22 protein-coding genes and 2 pseudogenes are annotated in these 24,507 nt (G+C 69.8%); 15 read left to right on the top strand and 9 right to left on the bottom strand.

Translation table 11 applies throughout. The features are described 5' to 3' along the window. Nucleotides 1-349: 349 nt before the first annotated feature. Both ACIQAK_RS14830 and ACIQAK_RS14825 read left to right on the top strand, forming a co-directional pair. Nucleotides 350-472: a hypothetical protein gene (locus ACIQAK_RS14830; RefSeq protein ID WP_366390834.1), complete on the top strand. Its 123-nt coding sequence runs from the start codon at nt 350-352 to the stop codon at nt 470-472. A gap of 219 nt (nt 473-691) precedes the next feature. Next, nucleotides 692-1,000: pseudogene (locus tag ACIQAK_RS14825) on the top strand (replication initiator); the annotation flags it as partial. A gap of 335 nt (nt 1,001-1,335) precedes the next feature. On the opposite strand, the gene ACIQAK_RS14820 reads toward ACIQAK_RS14825, so the two are convergent. From ACIQAK_RS14820 to ACIQAK_RS14810, 3 genes are all read right to left on the bottom strand, one after another. After that, complete coding sequence (locus ACIQAK_RS14820; RefSeq protein WP_366390833.1) at nt 1,336-1,740, bottom strand: DUF6896 domain-containing protein; 405 nt, start codon at nt 1,738-1,740, stop codon at nt 1,336-1,338. Beyond that, the gene (locus ACIQAK_RS14815; RefSeq protein ID WP_366390832.1) at nt 1,737-2,123 is read right to left on the bottom strand and encodes a ParB/RepB/Spo0J family partition protein; all 387 of its coding nucleotides are present in this window, start codon (nt 2,121-2,123) and stop codon (nt 1,737-1,739) included. Before ACIQAK_RS14815 ends, ACIQAK_RS14820 begins: the two co-directional genes overlap by 4 nt. A 136-nt stretch (nt 2,124-2,259) precedes the next feature. Further along, complete coding sequence (locus tag ACIQAK_RS14810) at nt 2,260-2,730, bottom strand: NUDIX domain-containing protein (protein ID WP_366390925.1); 471 nt, start codon at nt 2,728-2,730, stop codon at nt 2,260-2,262. Between the two features lie 82 nt (nt 2,731-2,812). On the opposite strand from ACIQAK_RS14810, the gene ACIQAK_RS14805 reads away from it, so the two are divergent. The 8 genes and pseudogenes from ACIQAK_RS14805 to ACIQAK_RS14770 all read left to right on the top strand — a co-directional run bounded on the left by ACIQAK_RS14805 (nt 2,813) and on the right by ACIQAK_RS14770 (nt 8,660). Beyond that, nucleotides 2,813-3,166 carry a hypothetical protein gene (locus tag ACIQAK_RS14805; protein WP_366390831.1) on the top strand — a complete coding sequence of 118 codons (354 nt, stop codon included), beginning with the start codon at nt 2,813-2,815 and terminating at the stop codon, nt 3,164-3,166. 31 nt (nt 3,167-3,197) lie between these two features. Next, a complete protein-coding gene (locus ACIQAK_RS14800) occupies nt 3,198-3,353 on the top strand; it encodes a hypothetical protein (protein ID WP_366390830.1) in 156 nt (51 codons plus the stop codon). A gap of 1 nt (nt 3,354) precedes the next feature. Beyond that, entirely contained in the window at nt 3,355-4,566 is a 1,212-nt protein-coding gene (locus tag ACIQAK_RS14795) for an FtsK/SpoIIIE domain-containing protein (RefSeq protein ID WP_366390829.1), read from the top strand. Continuing rightward, entirely contained in the window at nt 4,566-4,769 is a 204-nt protein-coding gene (locus ACIQAK_RS14790; RefSeq protein ID WP_366390828.1) for a hypothetical protein, read from the top strand. The genes ACIQAK_RS14795 and ACIQAK_RS14790 overlap by 1 nt, the downstream gene beginning before the upstream one ends. Nucleotides 4,770-4,808: 39 nt before the next feature. Next, a complete protein-coding gene (locus ACIQAK_RS14785; protein ID WP_366390827.1) occupies nt 4,809-5,453 on the top strand; it encodes a DUF2637 domain-containing protein in 645 nt (214 codons plus the stop codon). A 276-nt stretch (nt 5,454-5,729) separates the two neighbouring features. Next, nucleotides 5,730-7,160: a replication initiator gene (locus ACIQAK_RS14780; RefSeq protein WP_366390826.1), complete on the top strand. Its 1,431-nt coding sequence runs from the start codon at nt 5,730-5,732 to the stop codon at nt 7,158-7,160. Continuing rightward, nucleotides 7,160-7,384, top strand: coding sequence for a helix-turn-helix domain-containing protein (locus ACIQAK_RS14775; RefSeq protein WP_366390825.1), 225 nt, complete (start codon nt 7,160-7,162; stop codon nt 7,382-7,384). Before ACIQAK_RS14780 ends, ACIQAK_RS14775 begins: the two co-directional genes overlap by 1 nt. Next, nucleotides 7,384-8,660: pseudogene (locus tag ACIQAK_RS14770) on the top strand (tyrosine-type recombinase/integrase). The gene ACIQAK_RS14775 and the pseudogene ACIQAK_RS14770 overlap by 1 nt, the downstream one beginning before the upstream one ends. Before the next feature lie 105 nt (nt 8,661-8,765). Here ACIQAK_RS14770 and ACIQAK_RS14765 read toward each other — a convergent pair. Together ACIQAK_RS14765 and ACIQAK_RS14760 are read right to left on the bottom strand one after the other, a co-directional pair. After that, on the bottom strand, nt 8,766-9,203 hold the full coding sequence (locus tag ACIQAK_RS14765; protein WP_366390824.1) for a DUF4259 domain-containing protein: 438 nt from the start codon (nt 9,201-9,203) through the stop codon (nt 8,766-8,768). A 1,410-nt stretch (nt 9,204-10,613) separates the two neighbouring features. Beyond that, complete coding sequence (locus ACIQAK_RS14760) at nt 10,614-12,206, bottom strand: ABC transporter substrate-binding protein (RefSeq protein ID WP_366390823.1); 1,593 nt, start codon at nt 12,204-12,206, stop codon at nt 10,614-10,616. Between the two features lie 213 nt (nt 12,207-12,419). Between ACIQAK_RS14760 and ACIQAK_RS14755 the strand changes: the two genes are divergently transcribed. Further along, nucleotides 12,420-12,743: a hypothetical protein gene (locus ACIQAK_RS14755; protein WP_366390822.1), complete on the top strand. Its 324-nt coding sequence runs from the start codon at nt 12,420-12,422 to the stop codon at nt 12,741-12,743. Nucleotides 12,744-12,784: 41 nt separating this feature from the next. Here the strand turns inward: ACIQAK_RS14755 and ACIQAK_RS14750 are convergent, their stop codons facing one another. Beyond that, a complete protein-coding gene (locus ACIQAK_RS14750; protein ID WP_366390821.1) occupies nt 12,785-15,694 on the bottom strand; it encodes a LuxR C-terminal-related transcriptional regulator in 2,910 nt (969 codons plus the stop codon). An 894-nt stretch (nt 15,695-16,588) separates the two neighbouring features. On the opposite strand from ACIQAK_RS14750, the gene ACIQAK_RS14745 reads away from it, so the two are divergent. Both ACIQAK_RS14745 and ACIQAK_RS14740 read left to right on the top strand, forming a co-directional pair. Then, a complete protein-coding gene (locus ACIQAK_RS14745; RefSeq protein ID WP_401848068.1) occupies nt 16,589-18,046 on the top strand; it encodes a S8 family peptidase in 1,458 nt (485 codons plus the stop codon). Nucleotides 18,047-18,133: 87 nt separating this feature from the next. Further along, nucleotides 18,134-19,357: a S1 family peptidase gene (locus ACIQAK_RS14740; RefSeq protein WP_366390820.1), complete on the top strand. Its 1,224-nt coding sequence runs from the start codon at nt 18,134-18,136 to the stop codon at nt 19,355-19,357. 112 nt (nt 19,358-19,469) lie between these two features. On the opposite strand, the gene ACIQAK_RS14735 is transcribed toward ACIQAK_RS14740, so the two are convergent. Together ACIQAK_RS14735 and ACIQAK_RS14730 are read right to left on the bottom strand one after the other, a co-directional pair. Continuing rightward, a complete protein-coding gene (locus ACIQAK_RS14735; protein ID WP_366390819.1) occupies nt 19,470-20,126 on the bottom strand; it encodes a hypothetical protein in 657 nt (218 codons plus the stop codon). Then, nucleotides 20,119-20,640: a SigE family RNA polymerase sigma factor gene (locus ACIQAK_RS14730; protein WP_366390818.1), complete on the bottom strand. Its 522-nt coding sequence runs from the start codon at nt 20,638-20,640 to the stop codon at nt 20,119-20,121. Before ACIQAK_RS14730 ends, ACIQAK_RS14735 begins: the two co-directional genes overlap by 8 nt. A 244-nt stretch (nt 20,641-20,884) precedes the next feature. Between ACIQAK_RS14730 and coaA the strand changes: the two genes are divergently transcribed. Next, complete coding sequence (coaA, locus tag ACIQAK_RS14725; protein WP_366390817.1) at nt 20,885-21,880, top strand: type I pantothenate kinase; 996 nt, start codon at nt 20,885-20,887, stop codon at nt 21,878-21,880. 27 nt (nt 21,881-21,907) lie between these two features. Then, entirely contained in the window at nt 21,908-22,873 is a 966-nt protein-coding gene (locus tag ACIQAK_RS14720; protein ID WP_366390816.1) for a DUF389 domain-containing protein, read from the top strand. Between the two features lie 78 nt (nt 22,874-22,951). On the opposite strand, the gene glmM is transcribed toward ACIQAK_RS14720, so the two are convergent. Next, nucleotides 22,952-24,310 (bottom strand): phosphoglucosamine mutase, encoded by a 1,359-nt coding sequence (glmM, locus tag ACIQAK_RS14715; protein WP_366390815.1) that lies wholly within the window; start codon nt 24,308-24,310, stop codon nt 22,952-22,954. Between the last annotated feature and the right edge of the window lie 197 nt (nt 24,311-24,507).

Here is a 24,507-nt window from a genome sequence, read left to right as displayed (position 1 = left end):
GGGCACAGGATGAATGCTTGTCATGAGCCGGTCAAGAGAGCGGTTCCGGCCATGATTCATCCGGCCGGTTCGAACGGATGGTCACATCTGCTACCCACCGGGCACTCCCTCGGGCTCCCACTCCTGGTCGTGGTCGGTCTCGGCGTGCTCGGGCTGCTGGGCTGGGCCGGGTTCTGCTTCGCCCGCTGGTACCGAGCCGATACCGAGACCCGGATCAGCCTGCGGCAGGCGCGGCGGCTGCGGTGGGGCTGGAAGCGGCTCGCCCCGATGCTGGGCCTGGCGGTCAAGGACGCCACCCCGACCGTGCTCCAGCAGTACGGCTCGAAGGAGCAACCGAACCAAGCCGCGCGTGCTGGTCCCGCGACTGCGCACCCGCGCCGACGCCTTCGGCGTCACCGTCACCGCCGATGCCCTGCCGCAGCTTGGGCTGAGCGCCTGGCAGGACGCCGGCGAGGGCCTGTGCGACGCCTGAGGCATGCGCCGTATCCCGATCAGCCAGCCCAAGCCCGGAGTGATCGTCGCGCGCGGCTTCCGCCGCGAGCCGCTGGAGGCGGTGATCCGCTCACCACTCCTCGGCCCCGACGGCTCCCCGGCCTGCCGATCGGGGCAGTTCGTCCCTCCACCGATGACCTGCTGCTCGGCTGGGACGAGGGCGGCACCCCCATCGTGCTCAATCCCCTGGTTCGAGTCCATACCTGAGCACGCCGCTCGCATGATCCGCACCGCCTGGGCCCTCGGCGTCCGCGAGGACCTCAGGCACCTGAACCTGCGCAAGTGGGCCCACATGCTCGGATTCCGCGGCCACTTCTCCACCAAGACCCGCGCCTACTCCACCACCCTCGGCGCTCTCCGGGCCGGCTGAGCCGCCTGGCACCGCCGCCACACCCCTCCGACCTCCCCGACCACCCTCGTTCTCGCCCACTGGGCCTACGACGGCACCGGCCTCACCCCCGACCTCGAACGCCTCGCCACCCTCATCGGCGGCGACCCGACATGCGAACTCCTGGAACAGGGCGTCGATCTCGTCGTCATCGAAGAACTCCTCGGCCACGCCGACATCGGCGTCACCGCCGGCGTCTACGCCCACGTACGACTCCGCCTCCAGCGCCAGGCCATCGACACCCTCGGGGGCATCCTCGGCCAGACCGACGCCCCCGGACGACCCGCCCACCGCAGCCGTCGTCCGCTGACGTTGCCGTCAGCATTGCCGTCAGCATTGCCGTCAAAACACCGCGAGGCCCCCTCTCCAAGAGCTGCAGGAAGAGGGGGCCTCGTCATGTCAATTCGACCCCGGATAGGAATGGAATCGATCTTCAGGACGACCAGGGGATGGTGCTACTCAACTGTCGAAAACCATCCGCTGCGCGGCTCCGACAACCGTCCCAGCGAGACCAAACTTCTGCACGCGGAAACTATTCCGTCCAGGCTTTCCGTGAATTCTTCACCGAGGCTCACCGAAAGCCTCCTGACCCTCCAGGCGTCAAATACTTCCGTCCCTTCCTCCAGGAAGTCCACGTCCACTTCTGCCCCACTGGCCTCAATGAAAAGGCATCCAAAACCGTGGAAGTTGTATTCAACACCTTCCCGGATACGCCCGGACTTCTCCAGGTCTCGCGACCGATACAGATGGAGGATGCTAGCCAGCCCTTGCCCACCCGGGTGACAGTGCTGAACAGCGCTGCGCACCCGGGAGAGGGCCTGCAAGTACACCTCGACTTCCCTCAAAGTCTTGCTCGTCATCGATACCCCGGTCTCTTGTGCTTGTTCACCAGACGGTCCGGCCCTACCTCGGCCCAGGCAGTTGTAATGTCATCGGCGCCCCCGGGATACCTGGCACGAATGTCAGCATCCGAACGCACCGAATACGGCACATCAATCCCCGCACGCTTCGCCGCGGCAACACGATGGTGACCGTCCAGGACGTACCGGTCATCACCGATCTTCGCCACGGATATCGGATCGCCCTGCCATCCATTCTCCTTCATTGAAGCAGTTAGCGAATCGACGTTCCTCTTGGACGCGTTGCCAGACAGAGCCTCCGTGCGCCTGAAGCTGTACGCATCCGCACTTCCGCAAATTCCATTCGAATTGTGAACGAGGACCGGCGTCTGTCCCGCCAGCACATATTAATAGTACGTGTGCTACGCGAAGCCTTTGACCTGCTTTTTCGCAGGTCAAGTACGGTTTGCTGGTCCGGCGAGGTGCGTGGGTGTCCGTGGTTGTGCGGGGTTGTTGCCGTCGCTACTGCCGTCAGGCGGTTCAGCCCAGGTACGGCTTCTCGCGCTGTTCCAGGAAGTGCTGGAGCCTGAGTCGTCGGGTGTGGTGCATCGGCAACTGTTCGATCTCTTCTGACGGTACAAACCGGAGTTCGGTGGACTCGTCGGAGATCTCCAGTTGGCCGCTGGTGATGCTGGCGGTGAAGCAGACGTTGAATTGGCGGCGGACCTCGCCGTCGGTGTAGGCGATGATGTGTTTCGGGTCGGTGTAGGTGCCGACCAGGCCGGTGATCTCGACGTCGAGGCCGGTTTCTTCCTTGACCTCGCGGACGGCCGTGCCTGGCAGGGAGTCGGTGAGGTCCATTCCGCCTCCGGGCAGCGCCCATAGGTCGTTGTCGCGGCGGCGCTGGAGGAGGATGCGCCCGTGGTCGTCGGTGACGACGGCGGAGGCGGCGACGACCATGCTGTTCGGCTTGGGCGCGTTCGGATCGTCGTAGTACTCGGTGCGGGCCACGGTCAGCCTTCCTCTCGTACGGGTGTTGCTGTCGTCCATGTCGAGCCGATCAAGCGGCTCCATCGAACGAGGATGTGATGGCATGGCCATGACTCGAATCCGTGTTGCCCTGCTGCCGTCGGCGGTCTGCATTGCGGGCACCGACCCGGCGCTGAAGGTCAAGGACCAGCAGACTGGGGAGGTCGCCACCGACCGGGAGACCGGCGCGTCGCTGTACACGGTGACCGTGATGCTCACGGAGGACGGCCGTGCCGAAGTCCTGAAGATCACGGTCCCGGAGACGGGTCTGGCGGCCAGGCTCAAGCCGGGGGCGATGGTGCGGCCGGTCGAGCTGTTCGCCACCCCGTGGGCGCGGATCTTCAACGGCCAGCTCTCCGACGGCGTCGCCTACCGCGCCGCTCGCCTGGAGCTGGTGGCGGCGGAGGCCGCCCAGTGATCCGCTCGAACACCCCGCGCCGGAGCGGGCGTTGTCTCCGCTCCGGCCACTGCCGGGCACCGAGGGCAAAGCCACGTTCTCCGCCTCGGGTGCGGTGCTCGATCTGCTCGGCCTGAGCCCGGAGCAGGCGGCCCGCCTCGACCTGGGCGACATGTTCCGCCTCATATCCGAGACCGAGAGGGACTGACATGGAGAACCTGACCGATCACGCACCGCAGGTGCTGCTGGTCGTGGCCGTGCTGGCGGGCGTCTGGCTGCTGCTGGTCGTGGTGCGCTACGCACGGGCCGATCCGGGCACGCGGGTCAGTATGTGGCAGGCCGTGCGGGTTCGCTGGGGCTGGATGCGCTTGGCGCGGATGGCCGGACTAACGGTCACCGACAAGACGCCGGGCCTGCTCTCGCAGCTCACCGCCCAGAATCACAGCCCCGCCCCTGCACCCCGGGTGCTGACTCCCAGGATCAAGGTGAAGCCGGACCGGTTCGGGGTGATCGTGCGGGCCAGGACACTGCCGCGGGTCGGATTGGAGGAGTACCAGAAGGCGGCACGCTTTCTGGCGGACGCCTGGCGGTACACGCGGGTCTCCGTCCTGCCGGACGGGCCCGGCCGAGTGGTGATCCGTGGCATGCGCTCCGACCCGTTGACCACGCCGACCAGGCACCGGCCCACCGGCAGACCGCCGGAGGACGTGGCGCGCTGGGAATTGGGGGTGGACGAGTACGCGGCGCCGGTGTGCGTGTCCTTGGCGAATGTGCCGGGGGTGACCGTGGCCGGCACCCTCGGCGCGGGCAAGACCTCCGGGATCAACAAGTTCGTCTGTGACCTCGCGCCGTCGGCGGCCGTGCAGTTCGTGGGCTTCGACGGGAAGGTGTCGCGGGCCGAAGAGGGCGACTACGCGGACCTGGTCAAGCGGATGTTCGCATTCTGCGGCGACGACCTGGACGAGGCCAACGCACTGTTCAAGCGCCTGGTGGCGCTGCGTCGGCGGCGGTCGTCGGTGATCCGGGGCGTGCTGGGCGTGAAGAACATGTGGCACGTCGGCCCCTCGCGGCTGTGGCCGCTCACCGTGGTCCTCATCGACGAGGCGCACACGTTCTTCCGCGAGTACAAGGGCGGCGATCCTGAGACGAAACGTTTGGCCGCGCTGACGGCGGAGAACGCCCGGCTGGTGGAGGACCTGGTCAAGAAGGGCCGCAGCGTCGGCATCCTAACCATCCTGATCAGCCAGAAGACCACCGGCGACGCCATCCCGACCTTCATCCGCGACGTGTGCCCGGCCGGGCTGTCCTTCGCGCAGAAGACGGTGGAAGCCGCGGTGGCCGCACTGGGCGACGACATCCGCAACTGGCCGGACGCCAGCCCGGTCACCTTGCAGGACCCCGCCTATGTCGGGTCGCGGTGATGGCGATGCAGGGCCGCCCCGGCTTCATACGCATCCGCACCCCCCACTTCTCCGACGCCGACGCCGCCCGCATCGCGGAAGCCACCTCCCACCTGACCGCCGACCCCGCCCTGTGCCTGGACGCCCTCCTCGACACCACCGACCACACGGGCCCCGGCGACGACGGGCCGGACGGCCCGGCCGTCCCCCTGGCCAAGCCTTGAACACCCCCGATGCCCAGGCCCCGAGAGGAGGCCCCGCACATGGCGGAGGAACGGTTCACCCGGCGCAGCGTGACCGTGGTCATGGGCGTGATCGCGGCCTTGGCCTTCGTCTTCTCCTTCGGCAACGTCTGGGCGCTCGCCCTGCGGCTCGGTGTCCCCCGCCCCACTGCCCCGCTGATCGCTCCCAGGGTGGACCTGTCCGTCGTCGGCCTCCTGGTCGCGCTGCGGTTCCTGGCCCTGCGCGGCGTCCCCAAGGCGGAGCTGAAGGCCGGCACCCGGCTACTGCACCTGTGCGGGCTGCTCACGCTCGCGCTGAACACCGCCGAACCCCTGCTGACCGGACGCTACGGACGGGCTTGCCTGGACACCGTCGCCCCGCTCCTGCTCCTGGGCTGGGGCCACGTCGGCCCCGCCTTCCTCGCCCACTTCCACACCACTGCACACCTGGAGGACACCACCACAGCTACCCCGGCCCCCGCGCCCATCGCTGAACCGGTGCCCACCTCGGTGCCCGCTCCCGAGACGGCGGCCCCGGCCCCCGAGCCGGTCCCCGCCGCGACACCTGTGCCGCCTCCGGCCGAAGTACCTCCCGTAATTGCGCCTGATTCCGCCCCCGCCCCCGCCCCCGCCGTCAACAAGGCGCCCGCTACTGGCTCCCGCCCGACCCTGCCCGCGCCCTGCTAAGTGCGGCCCGGCGCATCGCGGACACCCACCACGCCGAGCACGGAACACCGGTCACCGCCGCCCAGCTCGCAACCCGCATGGGCGTCGCCCTGCCGGTGGCCACCGCCGCCCTCGCTCAGCTCTGAGCCACCCCGGCAATCGGCCGGATCACCTCTCCCTGAAATCCACGCCCGCCCTTGGGCCTGGTTCGTCATGCCCCGAGCAGCCCCAACACGCCCACAACCATTGCCGGTTGCTGCTCGGGACCATCCACCCGACAGAAGGGACACGCCCCGAATGGTCACCCTGGACCTGCGCCACGTGGCAAGCCCCGCCGTGCGGGACCTGCTCCACCTTGTCAACCACCCCGACTTCGACCGCGCACAGCAGCAGATTGAACGCCTCGGCGGCTGCACCGAGCCCGTCCGCCTGACCGGCCGCACCACCGCCGTCGACACCACGACCGGTGAGGTGCTGCGCTCCTACACCACGTCCGAGGAGCCCACCGGCAGTCTGCTCACCACCTGCGGCAACCGCCGCGCCTCCCGCTGCCCGGCCTGCTCTCACCTCTACGCCGCCGACACCTTCCACCTCGTCCGCGCCGGCCTCTCCGGCGGCAAGACCGTGCCCGACACCGTCCGCACCCACCCCTGCGTCTTTGCCACCCTCACAGCACCCTCCTTCGGCCCCGTCCACAACCGCCCCGACACCCGGCCCTGCCGCTGCGGCACCCGCCACGAACCCACAGACCTCCTGCTGGGCACGCCACTCAACCCGGCGACGTACGACTACGCGGGCGCGGTCCTCTTCAACGCCCACGCCGGAGCCCTGTGGGCACGCTTCACCACCTACCTGCGCCGCGAGCTCGCCGCCCGGCTCGGCCTCACCCAGAAGGCCGCCCGCGCCGTCCTGCGGGTCTCCTTCGCCAAGGTCGCCGAGTACCAGAAGCGCGGCCTGGTCCACTTCCACGCCGTCATCCGACTCGACAACCCCGACGGCAACACCCAGCCCCCACCCTCGAACGCCACCGTCGCCGTGCTCACCGACGCCATCAAGGCCGCCGCACCGCGCGCCCGCATCTCCGTCGACTCCGACGCGGTCGGCGAACGGGCACTCGGCTGGGGCCAGCAGCTCGACGTGCGCGAGATCGCCGCCTTCGGCACCGACACCGAATTCAGCGACCAGGCCGTGGCCGCCTACGTGGCGAAGTACGCCACCAAGTCCGCCGACGCCTCCGGCACCCTCGGCCGCGCCCTGTACTGCCCCCCCTACCAGGGACGCGGCGGCACCCTCCTGCCCCACGGAACCCCGCTCCCCTGCACCGCCTGCGACGGCACCGGCCAGGCCCGGCCCCTGCCCCGCCTCGCCGTCGCACGCCACGCCCGGCAGATGATCCGCACCTGCTGGGAACTCGGAAAGCTGCCCGAGTTCGCCCACCTCAAGCTCTGGAAGTGGGCGCACATGCTCGGCTTCCGGGGCCACTCCTCCACCAAGTCCCGCTCCTACTCGACCACCCTGGGCGCGCTGCGCGACGCCCGCCGCGCCTGGCGCACCGAACAGGCCCGCACCCATGCCGGCCTGCCCGAGCCCGACCCGGACACCACGCTCGTCGTCGGCCAGTGGGACTACCTCGGCTCGGGCTACAGCCCCGGCGCCGCGCTCCTCGCCGCCCACGTCTGGCACCGCAGGGAATTGGAACGGCAGTTCACGGCCGAAGGGGGCTGCTGATGGCCTCGCCCCAGACCACCATCCCCTGTGCGGAGGTGGCACCGGCGCTGGATCTGCTCACGGTGCCCCAGGTGATGACCCGCCTCCAGCTCGGCCGCTCCGCCGTCTACGACCTGCTCCGCACCGGCCAGCTCGCCTCGATCACCCTCGGCCGCGCCCGCCGCATCCCTGCCCACGCCCTGACCGACTTCATCCGCACCCGACTCGAACAGGACGCCGCCTGATGATCACGCCCCGCCCTACTCCGTCCCGCCGCTCCCGTACACGTGCGAACGGCGACGGAACCGTATATCAGCGCAAGGACGGACGGTGGGAAGCCGCTGGATACGTCCTCGCCCCCGGCAACACCCGCAAGCGCGTCCGCGTCTATGGCCAGACCCGCAAAGAGGCCCTGACCAAGCTCACCGAGAAGATCGCCGCCAGCAACCGCGGCCTCCCCATCGCCGCAGCCGACAGCACCGTAAGCGCCTACCTCACGTACTGGCTGAACGGCGTCGCCGTCCACCACCTGCGGGAGAACACTCACACCCGCTACGCCGCCGCCATCCGCCTCTACCTCAACCCCGGTCTCGGCAAGAAGAAGCTCGCGCGGCTCACCGCACGCGACGTACGCACCTTCCTCGACGGGCTCCGCACCACCTGCCAGTGCTGCACCCAGGAACGGGACGCGGCCCGGCGTTCCTCATCGGCCACTGCTGCGCCAAGACGCTGTCGCCGCTGACGGTGACCTACGTCCACTCGGTCCTCAAGTCGGCCCTGGAACACGCCGTCCGCGAGGACGAGCTGCCGCGCAACGTGGCCCGGAACGTGAAGGCCGCCGCGCCCCGCACGAGGCGCTTCCAACCTCTTACGGCGGCCGAGGCCCGGCAGTTCCTCCAGGCCGCCAGCGGTGACCGGCTGCACGCGCTGTACGAACTCGCCCTTCGCACCGGGCTCCGCAAGGGCGAACTTCTCGGCCTCCACTGGGAAGACCTCAACCTGGACAGCGGCACCGCCACCACCCACCGTTCCCTCCAGCGCACCCGCAGCCAGGGCCTGACCGTCTTGAACACCAAGACCCTTGCCTCGGAACGCCGCATCGCCCTCCCAACCGAATGCATCAGCTCGCTCAAGATCCACCAGGAACGGCAGCGGGAGGAGCGTCAGGCGGCTGGAACGGGCTGGACGGACAACGGGCTCGTCTTTACCACCCCGAAGGGCAGGCCACTCGACCCTGGCAACCTCAACCGCCGCTTCCGCCGCCTCCTCCACGACGCCGGTCTTCGGACGATCCGTTTCCACGACCTCCGGCATTCGACCGCAACCCTGCTCCTGGAACAGGGCGTCGATCTCGTCGTCATCAAGGAACTCCTCGGCCACGCACACATCGGCGTCACCGCCGGCGTCTACGCCCACGTCCGACTCCGCCTCCAACGCCAGGCCATCGACACCCTCAACGACGCGCTCGGCCAGGCCGACGACGGCCCTGACGCCCCGCCCGCCGCTGCCGTCGTCCGCTGACGTTGCCGTCACCGTTGCCGTCAAACGACTGAAGAGCCCCACCGAAATGAGATTTCGATGGGGCTCTTCAGCCTTATTGACATTGACCTAGATATTAGGTAGCGGCTATCGAGATTCACCTTCACCGACGGGTCGCAATACAGACCGCAAGCGGTCAATCGCGGCCTGCGCCTCAGATCTCTCCTCGGCATCTACCCAGCTGCGCCAAAACCAGCCGTCCGTAGGAAGCGCCGCTTCCAGCGCCTGGACGGCAGATGACGCCAGGGCGGGCGTGATTGGTTTCGCCAGCCATTCCATGATGCCCGGGTATTCCTCGTTCCAAGCCAGAGACCGCCCAGCAGGAACATTTGCCGCAACCACCGCAGCAGCAGTCATCACCTCCTCCGGCAACACCGAAGAGGACGAGCTCCCGCCCCCCTCAATTGCGGAACGGAACGTGTTCTCCACGACCGCCAGCCGCTGCGGAGCCGACTGTTCTTGCAGCTCATCGAGGAAGTCCTCAGCCGTGTCGCTGTCGAACGGACCCGAACCCCAGGTTCCCATCACTCACTCCAGTTAGAGGCTTACGGCAGGTATCCGCCGATTGGAACTTCGATCTCTGGGTCTCTTCGGTTAAGGAGAGTTCCACCTCTCGCCTTAACGCCCTCCATCATGGTCTGCTCCATGCGGCGGATGGCCGTCTTACTTGTCCCGGCAGGCAGAGTGAAGTAGGTGACATTAACTACGTCATCCGATGTGTATCCGGCCTTGCGGATCGCATGCTTGGATCGCATCGACTTATTCACTCGCTCTCTAATGCTCGACGTTGAGCTTCCTACATACTTCGTTCCGTCATTGAGGTGAATGGTATAGATGCCCGGCCCGGTCGGCACATCAAACTTCGTGCCCGGCCCACAATTTGAGTTGTGAACGAGTACCGGAGTGGCCCCCGCCAGCACATATTATATGTCCCCGCATAGGCAATTCCTTTGGATCATCGAGCTGACCGAAGGAAGATGTCTGCGGTATGAAGTCCGGCAAGGTATGCGGTTGTGGTCTTTTCGTAGCAGGTTGCAATGCCTCACCACGGCTTCGGGCGGTTGATCCACCGTTCGAAGGTATTTCACCGGTTGTAGGTCTCGCGGGCGAAGGCTGGTGGCCGACCTCCAGGGCCCCTACCCGGCGCAGTCGGTGACCCTGTTGGGCGGCCCGAAGGGGGATCACCGTGTGGATCATGCATCTGTGCGAATGGACTGCGGATCGCGCTGTGAGGAGTACGCCTTGCCGGCCAGGACTACGTCCGGCTTGGTGAGAGGTCGTCCCCGAGACCGGGGAACCGCGATGCCGAGCTCGCCGACGATCTGCTGATACGGGCTCCGTTGCGGCAACAGCCGAACGCTCCGGTACGGGTGCAAGCACGCGCTCCCGTACGGGCGCCGCCTCCACCTCCCGTACCGGCGTGGGCCCCGCTCCCCCGGCGCCCCCGGCAACCGCCGCCCTCTGGGCCGCAGACTCCGGGTGGTTGTACGACTCCGTGCGCGTGGCCACCCGGCCGCCCTGGACGCGTTCGCGGGTGCGGCGCCGGAAACCGTGGTGCTCCAGCTCCCGCAGCCCGGCCGCGATGGCCGCCTCGCTCTCCGGGAAGGTCGCGGCCAGCGTCTTTATGCCGATCTGCCTCCCGGCGGGTGGCGACTGACCATGTGAGTGACGGCGCCCTCGCGCGCTCACGCGCCCGCAGGCGTAGGCGTAGCACCGGCCGGTCAGGGTGGGGTCGGGTTATTTCCTCAGTACTTGAAAACAGGTACTCAAAAGCTTTTACGTCGTGGCCTACCGCGACACGGCCCACCACGTCGCGGCCACCCACGTCCCGGTCCACCACGTCGCGGTCCACCGGGTCGCGGTCCACCGGGTCGCGGTGGTCACGATCCGGTGGAGGCCGCCTCCGGCCGGACGCCATCGCAACGGCCCGCCCACTCACAGCCAGCGGAGTTCCCACAGGCGCCAGACGGCGTCCTCGGCGAGTCGGTGCCCGCCCAGGACGGTGGAGCGCGTCACCACCCGGCGCTGCCTGTGCCAGATGGGGATCAGCGGGGCGTCCTTCGCAATGGTGTCCTGGATGGCCCGGAACCGCTTCATGGCTTTGCCTCGATCAGTGAACCGCTGGGTGTCCCTGATGTCCTGGTCCACCCCCACCGATGTGTAGCCGTTGTCCAGGACGTTTCCGGACCCCACCAACGGCTGGACGAAGGTGTCCGCGTCGGGAAAGTCAGGCACCCATTGGAATAAGTGGGCGTCGAACTCGCCTTTCAGGCAGCGCTTCTGGTAGGTGATGAAATCACGCTCCTCGACGAGCTCGACCCGGAACAGGCCGTTCTTCTCCAGTTGCCGCTTCAGCTCGCGCGCCTCGACGGCGGCGATACCGGACTGGTGCCCCAGTTTGATGCGCACCGGTACGGTGGTACCGGCAGCTCGCAGGCGCTGTGCCGCATATGCGGTATCCGCCTCCGGGTACCGGTCGAAGAACGCCGTACTGTGTCCGGCAACGCCTTGCGGAACGAGCGAATACAGCGGTGTCACCGTGTGCTTGAACACCTCGCTCGCCAGGTGTCCACGGTCGACGAGTGCCGCGACGGCTCTACGGGCCGCGATATTGCCCAGGGGTTTTCGTGGGCGCGAATTCAGCACGAGATAGTGCGCTTCCGCACTGTCCCCGACGGAGAGACGCACGTCCGTGTCGCCGGGGCCGATCCCGGCGAGGGTGGCGGCCGGAAGTCCTGCGTAGGCGATGTCGACCGTCCTGGCGTTCCATGCCTTCTCGACGTCCTGCGGTGTCTCGAAGTAGCGGACTTCGACCACCCCTCCCCGCTTGGTCACGGCACCTCTGTACGCGGCGTTCGGTTCCAGGGTGATGGCCTTCGCATCCCGGTAGGACGAGATGACGTAGGGCCCCGAACCGGAAACGCTCCGCTCTTCCCGTAGCCGGTTCAGCGGGAACTCCGCCGGGTCGACGATGGAACCCGCTCCCGTGGCGATCTTTGACGGCCACGTGGCATCCGCAGCCGCCAGGTGGAACGTCACGAGAGAGCCCTGGGCCTCCACGGAGGCGAGGTTGGCGAACAGCGGACCGGGACCGAGCGGGTCCCGAATACGCAGAATGCGGTCGAACGACCGCTTCACCGCCCTCGCCGTGAGCGGGTTCCCGTTGGAGAATGCGAGGCCGCCACGGAGTTCGCACTGGTAAGTAGTGAGTGTGGGACCGGTGAATTCGCAGGACTCAGCCGCGTCGGGCCTCGGAATGGGTGACCCCGGCTCGAAGGTGAGCAGGCTCTGATAGATGTTGTTGAACACCGCCCAGGACCCGGCGTCGTACACCCCTGCGGGGTCGAGTCCCGCCAGAACGCTGGACGTCCCGATGACGATGGGTTCTTCGTTCGCAGTCCCGGTCGGCGGCAGCTGACAGCCACCGACGAAAAGAAGCGCAACGGATCCTGCCACGATTCCCTTACGGATTGATTTCACGAGAGTGCTCATACTTCCTTGAACATGGACATGGCGGCGCCGTGCCATCGATGGCTGGAACTTAGGCGCAACGCGTGGGTGCTGCTATCCGTAAGCAGGAACTACGGATACGGCCCGTCCGTACCGCCATCGGGATACGTATAGGTAATCGCCCCGTTCCGGATATTGAGGGCCGGGGGCGCTTCGTACGGTGGTGTGACCAGTCAGCGGTCGATCCGACGCGAGCAGGCCGGGGAACCGCGACACCGAGGAGATGGCGCCATGACCAAGCTCTACTTCCAGGTCGATGTCCCCACCCGGAACTCCGTGCAGCCGGAGCGGTGCGGTCTGCATGTCTTCACCGGGGCCGCCGAGACCGGATCGGAGGCCCTGCGCATCGCGCGCGAGGCGTGTGACGCGGCGGTTGCCGCCCAGAAGGCGGGCTTCGCGCTCCCTCGTCGGCGCCCGGACGGCTGGGGAGCGCGCGGGGTGCGTGCCGGTTGGGTGTTCGACTGGACGGCCGCGACCGTCATCGTCTGGAAGCACGAGCGAACGTTCCGGACCGGCAGGGCCCCCCTGTCCCTGCGGGACGGATGTCCCTGGTAGGGGCCGTCAGGTTCGGGCCCGCCGGTCGGCCGGATCTCGTCTCACGGAGTCCGGCCCAGTCGGTGAGCGAGGTCGCGGCGGGAGAGCGCGCCGGTCTTGCGCATCGCGCCGGCGATGTGCTGCTCCACGGTGCGAGGGGAGAGGTGCAAGGTCGCGGCGATCTCCCGGTTGGTCAGGCCGGAGGAGGCGAGCTGCGCCACCTCGGCCTCCCGGGGGGACAACTGGTCGGTGTGCGAGGGTCGTCCGGGAGGGCGGCCCTTCCTGGCCGGCTGCCGTGTGCGCAGCAGGGCTCTGCTCCGAGCGGCGTCCCAGATGGCACCCAGGTCGGTGAAGCGCTGGGCGCAGAACTCCAGCTCGGTGATGGCCGACACGGTGGAGGCGTCGGGTGCCGGGGCGAGGGAAGCGTCGGGTGCCGGGGCGGGGGAGGCGTCGGGTGCCGGGGCGAGGGAGGCGTCGGGTGCCGGGGCGAGGGAAGCGTCGGGTGCCGGGGCGAGGGAAGCGTCGAGTGCCGGGGCGAGGGAAGCGTCGAGTGCCGGGGCGGGGAAGGCGGGGGTGTCCGCGGTCTCCGGGGCCCGGCCGGAGGTCCCTTCGGGGTCCGCCGCGATGACGCAGCGCGCGGCGCCCTCCGTGGTCAGTGCCTGGGAGTAAGGGCGGGGAAGTTCCGCATAGGCGGCCGCTGCCTCCCGGTACAACGCCGCGGCCTTCAGCAGCCCGCTCCGCTCCTCCCCGGCCAGCGCTTCCGTTTCGGTGAGTACGGCCCGGGTCCACACCAGCGCGGCTCTGGCGGCGGGCGCGTCACGCCGGCCGAGCCCCTGGGAGAAGTTCCGGACCATGGTGTGGGCGGTGGCCCCGTCGCCCGAACGCGCCAGTGCCTCCACGGCCCACGGCGCGAGTTCCGCGGCCCATGGCCATACCCCTTTCTCGGCCACCACCGTCCAGGCGGCCCGCGCCTGTTCCGCCGCGGCGGTCACTTCCTGGCGGGCCAGGGTCAGGCGGATCACGGCGCCGGCCGCCGTCGCGCCCAGGGGCACGGGCAGCTTCTCCGTCCCGAACGTCCCTCGCTGGGACAGCCAGGACACCGCCTCTCCCCAGTCCCCCTGGGCGAGGGCGAGCAGGCCTCGCACGACGTAGGCGTCGGAGGCGATGAACGGCATGTCGGCGGTGGTGGCGATGAAGTCCTCGCACCGCTTGTCCAGGCCGAGCCACTGGCCGGTCCACCACTCCTGGAGCAGCCGCGTCCCCGACGCGCTGTGTTCGGTGTAGGGCGCGCCGCTCTGTACGGACAGGTCACGGCCTTCCGCCAGCAGGTCCTCCGATCGTCCGTAGAAGCCGAGCCAGACCGCTGAGTCCGCGGCGTTGCACAGACCGCGTGCCGCCTGCCGGGCGCATGCGGGGTCCGTGCTCTTCACGGGCAGCTTCGCCACCAGCTCCCATGCTTCGGGATCGGCCCAACTCATGGCGAGTCCGACGTGGTTGGCCAGCACCGCCGTACGCATGGCGTCATCCCCGCTGTCGTCCGCAGCGGCCCTGGCCTTGATCAGCCACCCCTGGTGGACGTCGAGGGAGACGCCCGGCCAGTAGGGGGTGACCAGTGCCGCCATGGCGCGGGCGGCGAGGACGGACCGGACTTCGCGCAGTTCGGCGGCGGCGATCTCCAGTACCCGCCATCCCTCGGCGGACCGGCCCATCTGGTTGCACAGCATCAGCCCCAGGTCGAGCCGCAGCTCTCCTCGTACGTCCGGAGGGAGGGCCGCGTCCTGCACGATCTGTGCGAGCACCTCCACGGTCTGGTCCGAGCGCAGCCCGGTCACCGCGTTGCGGGCCAGCAGCGGTGCCAGCCGGGCCCGGGCCTGCGGGGGGATGCCGGGCGTGGCCAGGGTCCGCTCCAGCAGCGTGATCGCCTGTTGGTGCCGACCGGAAGCCTCCGCCGACTCGGCCGCCCTTTCCACCGCCCTCAGCCACCGGTGGCCGTCCCCGGCCGCCCTGTGGTGTTCGGCCACGGTGGCCCATGCCACGGGCGGTCTTCGGCTGAGCACGTTCGCCGTTCGCCGGTGCAGATCCTGGCGGACGGGGCCGGGCACGGTGGCCCGTACGGCCGACGCGGCCAGCGGGACGGCGAAGCCGTAACGGCCCTCGCCCAGCTCCGCCAGGGCCGCGCTCTCCAAGGCTTGCAGGAGTGCGCTGCTTCCGGTCACGGCCCCGAGGCCTGACACCGCGATCAGTTCGTCGCGGCCGGCGGGCCCGTCCAGGACGGCGGCCGCCCAGACCACCGGCCGGTGCGCCGAGGACACGGCGTACGTCCGGCTCAGCACCAGCTCCGCCAGTCGGGTGGGCACACCGGCCGCTTCCACCTCCGCGGCCGTGCCGGTGAAGGCGGGCTGCTGTTCCCGCAACACGGCGAGGAGGTCGACGACCACTCTGGGCACTCCCCCGGTGCGCTCGTGCAGCCTGCTCGCCGCCTCGGCCGCACAGCTCTCGCCCAGCACCTCCGCGGCGACCCGGCGGACACGTTCCTCGTCCCAGGGCGCCAGACGGTTCCTGAGCACCGTCAGCCGGTCCGGATACGTCATCGGGAGGCTGCCCAGCGGCAGACCGGGCACGGGGAGTTCCTCGGGGCGGTAGGTCAGCGCGGCCGCCGAGCCCGGCTCCAGCCCCTCCAGCACCCGGCGCAGCCGCCGCAGCTCCTCCTCGTCCGCCCGGTGGACGTCGTCCACCAGCCACAGGGTGGGTGCCCGCCGGTGCTCGTCCTCGGTTGGCCGCCCGCCATCTGCTCCGCACCGCCACCAGCGGCGGGCCACGGCCGGCGTCCCGGGCAGGTCGGCGAGTTCCTGGAGCAGGTGGCTCTTGCCCTCGCCGGCGGCGCCTTCGACGAACAGCAGCACCGGTTCGGCGCGTCGGCCGGCGAGAGCCCGCTCGAGGGCACTCAGGGCGGAACCACACGTCGTGATCACATCGCCACCCTCGCTCTCCTTCGCCCGGGCGCCCCGGGCACGCCACTCCCCGGCTCACCCGTCGGAGAAACAAGTAGATCACTTGTTCTCGATGAACAACAGCCTTGAACTCCTTTCGGGAGGAGTCGCCGCTTTTGCCTTCAGTCATACTCCTCCTCGAACGTCCGGAGAGCGAATTCACGGATACGTAATGAACTTTCAAAAAGAGCCTGCGGCGCGGGAGTTGTCGCAGGTCCGGGGCCTACCGCGCACGCACCATCCCACCGAGGCGGGCACATGGGCGTTATCGGCCCTCCGGAAGCGCACCCCTCTCCCGCTTCCCTCTGCATTCATGTGAACAGGACCAGCAGTTTCTACCACCTCGTCTCACAATTCGGGCGGGTGATGGGCCTGGCACGAGTTCACCCACGGCGTCACCGAGGCCACCGCGTGCCTCATCTACGCGGGCGAGTCGGAGGGCTCGACGAAGCCGCCTCCGGCCCGGAACGGCGTCGACGTCAAGGGCTGACCCCAGCCGCTCCCCCGGGGCCCGCACGGCGGCCGGCCGCCCACCGTCCTCGACGGCGGGCGGCCGGCGAATTAAATAGGGGTCCGTATACGCGGCACCCGGATGGTCATCCGGGTGCCGCGTTCGTACGTTTCCCCTCACCGGCCGATCACTCGCACCCCACAGGGATCAGCCGAACCACGACGGGTTCCGGAATCACCCGCCTCACGGCCCGTCGCGCACATCACCGGTGCCACCGATCTCCCCATCCCCACCGGGGAGCCGGTGGCACCGGAAACCGAGAGCTGAGCGTGCGAGTGGACCCTCTCGCACTCCTGCGCCACCCCCCATTTGTCATGCCCCGTTCGAGCGGAGTGACCTGCCCGAACGGATCGAAAGGAACCGAAGTGCACGGTTTTACCCCCCTCCGAATATCCGTCGCGCTCGCAACCGTCACCGCTGTGATGGGCACCGGCGTCGCCTTCGCCGGCGGGACCCCCGAGTCGGCCCACCCCACCGACTCGGCCCGGACGGCCGCCCCCGCGGCCAGCGGCACCGCCGAGCTCACCCAGCGCTTCATCGTCGGGTACAAGCCCCACGCGGAAGAGGCGAAGTCGAACACGGCGATCGTGAAGGACGCCAAGGCCAAGGGCGACGAGGCCGGCGAACGCCTCTCCTTCGAACGCCGCCTGGGCACGGGCGCCGCCCTCGTGGACCTGCCCGAAACCGACAAGCCGAAGGACACACAGGAGGCGATGGCCGCCTTCCGGGCCGACCCGGACGTCGCCTACGTCGTCCCCGACCGCCGGGTGTACCCCACCGCGGTCGACCCCGCCGAGTACAGCTACCAGTGGGACCTGTACGAGTCCCGGGCCGGCATGAACGTTCCCTCGGCCTGGAAGCAGGCTACCGGCAAGGGCGTCACCGTGGCGGTCATCGACACCGGCATCACGAAGCACGCCGAGCTGAGCTCCCGGCTGGTACCGGGATACGACTTCATCTCCAACTCCTGGACCGCCACGGACGGAGGGGGCCGGGACAGCGACCCGTCCGACACCGGGGACTGGATGAACCGCGGGGAATGCGGCAAGGACCGGAACGGCAACCCGGTCCCCGCCCGCGACACGAACAACTCCTGGCACGGCACCCATGTGGCCGGCACCATCGCGGCCACGGCCAACGGGTACGGCACGGTCGGCGTGGCCCACGAAGCCAACATCCAGCCGATCCGCGCCCTGGGCAAGTGCGGGGGATCGACCTCCGACATCGTCGACGCCATCAGCTGGGCCTCGGGCGGCACGGTGTCCGGAGCGCCCGCCAACAAGTACCCCGCAGCCGTCATCAACATGAGCCTCGGCGGTGAATTCGCCTGCGACCAGGCCTACAACGCCGCCATCAAGGCCGCCACGGGGCGTGGAACCAGCGTCGTCGTGGCCGCCGGCAACGACAACGCCGACGCCTCCGCCTACAGCCCGGCCGGCTGCGCGAACGTCATCACCGTCGCCGCCTCCGACCGGGAGGGCAACCGCGCCGCCTACTCCAACTACGGCAGGGCCGTCGACGTCACCGCCCCCGGTGGTGAGACCGCCGTGCGCGCCGACGACGGCATCTGGTCCACGATCAACAAGGGGACCCGCGCGCTGGGCGGCGAAGGCTACGCCTCCTACCAGGGCACGAGCATGGCCACTCCGCACATCGCTGGACTGGCCGCGCTGGTGAAGCAGAAGAACCCCTCGCTCACTCCCGCCCAGATCGAACAGGCGATCAGGAACAACACGCGCAGCCTGCCCGGGTCCTGCTCCGGCGGTTGCGGCACCGGTCTCGCCGACGCGTCCAAGACCCTGACTGCCGTCACCGGTAACTGACCCGGTCCCGAGCAGCCCAGGGCGGCACCGCTCCCTCAGCGGTCACGGCCCCTGAGGGAGCCTCGTTCGACTACAGGAGCAGCACGCGTGAACACCTTCAGCAGGACTCTGTCGATCGGCGCGATAGTCGGAGCGGTGGCTCTGACCGGAGGCCTGGCGGCCGCCTCGCAGGCCGCCGCCGACCCGACGCCCGCACCGTCCCCCCGTACCCAGCCCACCGGCATGGTGAAGGCGCTCGCCGACTCGCTCGGCGTGTCCGTCGCGGAGGCCGAGCGGAAGCTCGACCGCCAGAACGGCCAGCAGGAGACACTGAGACGGCTCGGCATGTCGGGAGTGCCCACCGGGAGCGCGTACTTCGACGCCAAGGGCACCCTCACGGTCGACGTCACCACCGCGCGGCAGGCCGCCGACGTCAAGGCGGCCGGACTCGCCGCCCGCATCCCGGCCCGGGCTCCCTCGGCGCTCGACCGGATCAAAACGGAACTCGACAGGCTCGCCGAGAAGAAGCTCCCGGCCGGGGTGGAGTCGTGGCACGTCGATCCGGTCGGCAACAGGGTCGTCGTCACCGTCCGCAACACCTCCGACACCACCAGCCGCGCCTTCGTGGCCACGGCGCGCACCCACGGCTCGGCCGTCACCGTGGAGACCACGCGCGACGACGCCCCGCAGGCCACCGCCGCCGTCGCGCCCGGCAGCAAGATGAACACCAACACCTCGGACGTGAACGGCCCTTACTGTTCCGTCGGCTTCGGGGCGCGGGACCAGCAGGGCAAGCAGTACCTGGCCACTGCCGGCCACTGCATCAAGGGCCTGGACACGCTGTACTTCAACGGATCAGCGTTCGCCAAGGGCACCAGGACCCGCTTCGCGCACGGCTACGACAGCGTCGACATGGGCGTCGCCGCCATCAGCTCCGGCAACTCCGTCACCACCGCCGTCGGCGGTTGGGGCGTCGTGTCGAACACCCCGGTCAGGGGGAGCCAGCGGGCCGCCGTCGGCTCGACGGTGTGCAAGTCCGGCGCGACCACGGGGTGGACCTGCGGCACCATCAGCAGCTACAACCACTCGGTCACCTACACCGACCCCGGCCAGCCGCAGACCCTGGTCAAAGGGCTGGCCAAGTCCAGCGTCTGCATCCACAAGGGCGACAGCGGCGGCGCCTGGATCACCAACCAGGGCCAGGCCCAAGGGGTGACCTCCGGTTCCAGCAACACCAGCTGCAACGGCAGCTTCGGCAGCGGCGCCAGCTGGATGCAGCCGCTGGACGACCTGCTCCGCTACTACGGCCTGACACTGAACACCGCGTCCTGACCGTACGTACCCACCGCGCGGGCCTCACGGCCTCACGGCTTCCCCGACGCGGTCGGCGGCCCTCCGACCGCGGTCGGGTGGCCGCCGACCGCCCGCTGCCGGGCCCGACGGCTCACCGCGGCGGAAGCTGCGCCTCCCTCACCGCGACCCACGCCCCCCAGGTCTCCACGGTGACGGCGAGCTGGTTGGCCGTGTGCCGGGTCACCCCGGTGTATGCGCCGTCCGCCGCCCCCTTCTCCCGCTCCACACCGCAGCCGATGAGCGTCGTGTCCAGCTGGTCCACGGCTTCGGCGGCTGCGGCCGGGGTGGCGTACTCGGCGACGCGGTACCGGGCGCGGGCGCCGTCCTTGCCCGTGTACATGCTGGTGAACTGCTGCTCGGGCTCCTCGGCGCCGCCGGACCACAAACCGCACGCGGTGTCCAGCCCCACCTGCGGCAGCGGAGCCTCCTCGCTCGGGTGGTCCGCCGGGACGACGCTCTTCCAACGCAGCTCCGCGTCCCCGGGCAGCTCCGAGGGCTCAAGGGACTGCACCACCCCGTCGGACACGAACGGGTTCGGGCCCTGGGCGGCCACCTCCGCACCGCCTGACCGCTGCGGCAGGACCAGGCCCGCCCACACGCCGACGCCCAGTGCGCCGGCGGCCACGACCGCCACCGCCGCCACGGCCGTCCGGCGCCGCGCCCGTCGACGGTCACCGCGTGCCCGGACCGTCGCGGCCGGGGCGAGCCGCACGGGAGCCTCGGGCAGCAGTTCCTCGATGTCAGCCATGCCGGACCATCCCCTCGTCGTCATGCGTGTCGATGTGCGCGAGCCGCTCGCCGAGCAGCTTCCGCGCGCGGCTGAGCCGGGTCCGTACCGCGCCGCTCGTGGAGCCCGTCTCGCGGGCCACCTCCTCCACCGGCAGGTCGAGCAGATGGTGCAGCACCACCGCCCGCCGCTGGTCCGGACTCAGCTCGCGCAGGGCCGCCACCAGGGCGGCCCGGTCGCCGGAGAGCCCGGACGGGCCCGGCACGTCCGGCGCGGGGCCGTGGCGCAACTGGGCGCGGAGCCGGTTGCGGGTGCGGCGCCAGGCGCTCACCGCCAGCCGGGACGCGACGGTCCGCACCCATGGGAGCGGGTCACCCTCGCGGGTCAGCCGGTCCCAGCGCTGCCAGGCCCGTGCGTACGCCTCCTGGACCGCGTCCTCCGCCTCCGCCAGATCGCCCGTCATCGCGTAGACCGTGGCGACCAGGCGTCTGGCCGTCGCTGCGTAGAAGGCGTCGAACTCAGCTTCCGTCGACATCCTGATCCTGCCTCTGTTCCGGATCCCCGTTTCGGGCCCTGGTCCCGGGTCCCTGGTCCCGGATCTCTCGTCCGGTCCCTGTTGTCCCTGTTTCCCGTGGTCGTATCTCTGCCGCTTCCTGTCATAGGCACGCCTGGGCGGCCCGCGATGTTACGAGCGGGCCGACGAGAATCCGGGGAGGGCCGGACACCCACGTGATGGACCCCACCCCCCACTCCGTTAAAACTCCCGCAACAATGAACGGGTGATCACCTCGCCCGTACGGAGCCCTCAGCGACGCACCGAGCATGCGCCGACCCCCTACGTGGACCTCTCGCGCGACGAGTGGAGCGCCCTGCGGGACAAGACGCCGCTGCCGCTGACCGCCGACGAGGTGGAGGGGCTGCGCGGGCTCGGTGACGTCATCGACCTCGACGAGGTGCGGGACGTCTATCTGCCGCTCTCCCGGCTGCTCAACCTCTACGTCCAGGCCACCTCCGGGCTGCGCGGCGCGCTGAACACCTTCCTCGGGGACGCCGGGAACGGGCACGGGGCGCAGCGCGGTACCCCGTTCGTCATAGGGGTCGCGGGCAGTGTCGCCGTCGGCAAGTCCACCAGCGCCCGTATCCTCCAGGCCCTGCTCGCGCGCTGGCCGGAGCACCCGCGGGTCGAGCTGGTGACCACGGACGGGTTCCTGCTGCCGATGAAGGAGCTCCGGGCACGCGGGCTGACCTCGCGCAAGGGGTTCCCGGAGTCCTACGACCGGCGGGCCCTGACCCGGTTCGTCGCGGACATCAAGGCGGGCAAGGACGAGGTGACCGCGCCCGTCTACTCGCACCTGATCTACGACATCGTCCCCGGCGAGCGGCTCACCGTACGCCGCCCGGACATCCTCATCGTGGAGGGGCTCAACGTCCTCCAGCCCGCGCTGCCGGGCCGGGACGGCCGGACCAGGGTCGGGCTCGCCGACTACTTCGACTTCAGCGTGTACGTGGACGCCCGCGCCGACGACATCGAGACCTGGTACCTCAGCCGCTTCCGCAAGCTGCGCGACACGGCGTTCCAGGACCCGTCCTCGTACTTCCGCAAGTACACCCAGGTCTCCGCGGAGGAGGCGATGGACTACGCGCGCACGATGTGGCGGACCGTCAACAAGCCGAATCTGCTGGAGAACGTCGCTCCGACGCGCGGCCGTGCCACTCTGGTGCTCCGCAAGGGCCCGGACCACAAGGTCCAGAAGCTGTCCCTGCGCAAACTCTGATCCCTCAGCCCCGGGAGGGCCGGCCGCGTGCTGCATCTGCGTCTCATCGTGCCCGCCGACGCCACCGACGAGGTCGTCACCCTGCTGGAGGGCACCGTCGGCACCGCCCACCTCGTCGTCCTGCCCGGCGCGGCCCGCTCCCCGGCCGGGGACGTGGTGATGTGCGACGTGGCACGGGAGGCCGGTGACGAGCTGATCGGTGCGCTGCGCCGCCTCGGCATCGACGAGTCCGGGGCCATCAGCGTCGAGCACCAGGACCTGACGCTCTCCGCACGCGCCGAGCAGGCGGAGCACGAGGCACCGGGCGACGGCGCCGACGCGGTGCTGTGGGAGGAGCTGACGGAGGCGACGCACGAGGAGTCGACGTTCTCCATCACGTACGTCTCCTTCCTCGCCCTCGCCACCATGCTCGCCGCCTGCGGCGTGATGCTCGACAACGCGGTGCTGATCGTGGGCGCGATGGCGGTCGGTCCGGAGTTCGGCCCGCTGGCCGGGATCTCCACCGCCCTGGTGCAGCGCGCGCCACGGCTGGTGGGGCGATCGCTGTGGGCGCTGATCGGGGGCTTCGCGCTGGCGATGATCGTCACCGCGGGATTCTCCTGGCTGCTGGACGTCTTCGGGCTGTTCGAGAAGTCGATGATCGAGGCGGAACGGCCCATCACCGGGTTCATCTGGCAGCCGGACTGGATGTCCTTCATCGTGGCGTTCCTGGCGGGCGTCGCCGGGACGCTCTCCCTCACCTCGGCGAAGTCCGGGGCGTTGATCGGCGTGGCGATCTCCGTGACGACGGTCCCGGCCGCCGCCAACGCGGCTGTCGCGTTCAGCTACTCCGACTACCAGCAGACCATCGGCTCCGGGCAGCAGCTGCTCGCCAACCTCGGCGGGATCGTCCTCGCGGGCACGCTGACACTGCTGCTGGAGAAGGCCCTGTGGCGGTCCCGACGCGCGCGGAAGCCCCCGGCGAGCACGCCGGGGGCTTCGGTGCGGGTGTGAGCCGCCGGCGTACGGGCCTGGACCGCTGCCCGTAGGCCTGCGGGACCGGCGAGCTCCGTACGCGTACGGCTGCGCGGCTCAGCCCAGCGCGGACTTCACCACGTCGGCCAGCCGGCCCGCCACCGCGCGCGCCTGCTCGATGTCGGCGGCCTCGACCATGACCCGTACCAGCGGCTCCGTACCCGACTGGCGCAGCAGGACGCGGCCGGTCGAGCCGAGCTCGCGCTCCGCCTCGGTCACCGCCGTGGCCAGCTCGGGCGAGGTGTCCACCCGGGACTTGTCGACGTCGGGGACGTTGATGAGCACCTGCGGCAGGCGCCGCATCACCCCGGCCAGCTCCGCGAGGCTCCGGCCGGTCGCGGTGACGCGGGCCGCCAGCATCAGGCCGGTCAGCGTGCCGTCGCCGGTCGTGGCGTGGTCCAGGACGATGACGTGGCCGGACTGCTCGCCGCCGAGCGCGAAGCCCTCGGCCTTCATCGACTCCAGGACGTAACGGTCGCCGACGGCCGTCTGGACGAGCTGGATGCCCTCGCGCTCCATGGCGATCTTGAAGCCGAGGTTCGACATCACGGTGCCGACGACGGTGTCCTTGCGCAGCTGCCCCGCCTCCCGCATGGCGAGGGCCAGGACGGCGAGGATCTGGTCGCCGTCGACCTCCTCGCCCGCCGCGTCCACGGCGAGGCAGCGGTCGGCGTCGCCGTCGTGGGCGATGCCCAGGTCGGCGCCGTGCTCGACGACGGCGGCGCGCAGCAGCTCCAGGTGGGTGGAGCCGCAGCCGTCGTTGATGTTCAGGCCGTCCGGCTCGGCGCCGATGGTGACGACCTGGGCGCCGGCCCGGGCGAACGCCTCGGGCGAGACCCGGGCGGCGGCGCCGTGCGCCTCGTCCAGGACGACCTTCAGCCCGTCGAGCCGGTTGGGGAGGACGGCGATGAGGTGGGCGACGTACCGGTCGAAGCCCTCCGTGTAGTCGGTGACCCGGCCGACGCCCGCGCCGGTCGGGCGGCTCCACGGCTCACCGGTGCGGTGCTGCTCGTAGACCGTCTCGATCCGGTCCTCCAGCTCGTCGGCGAGCTTGTGTCCGCCGCGCGCGAAGAACTTGACGCCGTTGTCCGGCATGGCGTTGTGGCTCGCGGAGAGCATCACGCCGATGTCGGCGCCGAGCGAGCCGGTGAGGTACGCCACGGCCGGGGTCGGCAGCACGCCGACGCGCAGGACGTCCACGCCCGCGCTGGCCAGACCGGCCACGACGGCGGCCTCCAGGAACTCTCCGGATGCCCGGGGGTCGCGGCCGACCACGGCGGTCGGGCGATGGCCCGCGAAGGTGCCCGCCTCGGCGAGTACGTGCGCCGCCGCGACCGAGAGCCCGAGCGCGAGCTCGGCCGTCAGATCCGCGTTGGCGACACCGCGCACTCCGTCCGTACCGAAGAGTCGTCCCACTGGTGTCCTCCGAGGTGCTCCGAAACCACAAAAAACCAAAGCAAAGCGAAACTAAACAACCACAACCACGAAAACGGCAAAACAGCCGGGTGGACGGCATGGCGCAGCTCACGCGCGAAAGGTACGCAGCGTGCGGGCCGATGAACGTCTCATGCCGTTATACGCTGCGGGGGCCGATAAACGAACGCCCCAGCAGC

The organism is Streptomyces sp. NPDC088706, from assembly GCF_044752765.1.
Classification (GTDB): Bacteria; Actinomycetota; Actinomycetes; order Streptomycetales; family Streptomycetaceae; genus Streptomyces.
Note: the sequence above shows the minus strand (reverse complement) of the source record. Positions and strands in the feature narration are given on the sequence as shown.